Genomic DNA, 781 nt, shown 5'->3' on the forward strand with positions numbered 1-781 from the left:
CCCTCACTCCAGCGCGTAGGGCAGCACCTCGCGCCGCTCGGGGTGGATGGCGAGCCGCTTCTCGAGCGGCGGCACCGAGCGCTGGTGGCAGTCGGTGCGCTCGCAGATCCGGCAGGAAATGCCGATGGGCTCGAAGGCGCCGTCGCGGTCGAGCCCCAGCCCGTCGGCATAGACCAGCGCGCCCGCGTGGCGCACCTCGCAGCCGAGCGCCATGGCATAGCGCCGCACCGGCGCGCCGAAATGGCCGCCGCGCTTGGTGACGTCGCGGGCGAGCAGCACGTAGCGCACCCCGTCGGGGGTCTCGGCGAGCTGGCGCAGGAAGCGGCCCGGGGTCTCGAAGGCGCGGTGCACGTTCCAGAGCGGGCAGGCGCCGCCGAAGCGGGCGAACTGCAGCCGCGTGGCCGAGTGGCGCTTGGTGATGGTGCCCGCCTGGTCGACGCGGGCGAAGAAGAACGGGATGCCCTTGGCGCCGGGGCGCTGCAGCGTCGAGAGCCGGTGCGCCACCTGCTCGATCGAGGCCCCGAAGCGCGAGGCCAGCAGCTCGAGATCGTGGCGCGCCTCCTGCGCGGCGGCGAGGAAACGGCCGTAGGGCATCATCGCGGCGCCGGCGAAGTAGTTGGCAAGTCCCAGCTTGGCGATGGCGCGGGCGGCGTCGGACTGGAACCGCGCAAGGTCCAGCGTCGCCTCGAGCAGGTCGTTCTGCCGCAACAGCGCCACCTGCACCAGCAGCTGGAAGCTCTGGGTCTCGGGCGGGGCGAGGCTCGAGAGGGTGAGCACCTTG

1 protein-coding gene is annotated in these 781 nt (G+C 73.0%); it reads right to left on the reverse strand.

The genetic code is table 11. The features are described from left to right. Positions 1 to 3: 3 nt before the first annotated feature. On the reverse strand, positions 4 to 781 hold a 778-nt coding region (locus tag HC022_RS27975), incomplete at its 5' end, for a short-chain fatty acyl-CoA regulator family protein (protein ID WP_167454539.1).

Source organism: Salipiger sp. HF18, from assembly GCF_011806505.1.
Lineage (GTDB): Bacteria > Pseudomonadota > Alphaproteobacteria > Rhodobacterales > Rhodobacteraceae > Salipiger > Salipiger thiooxidans.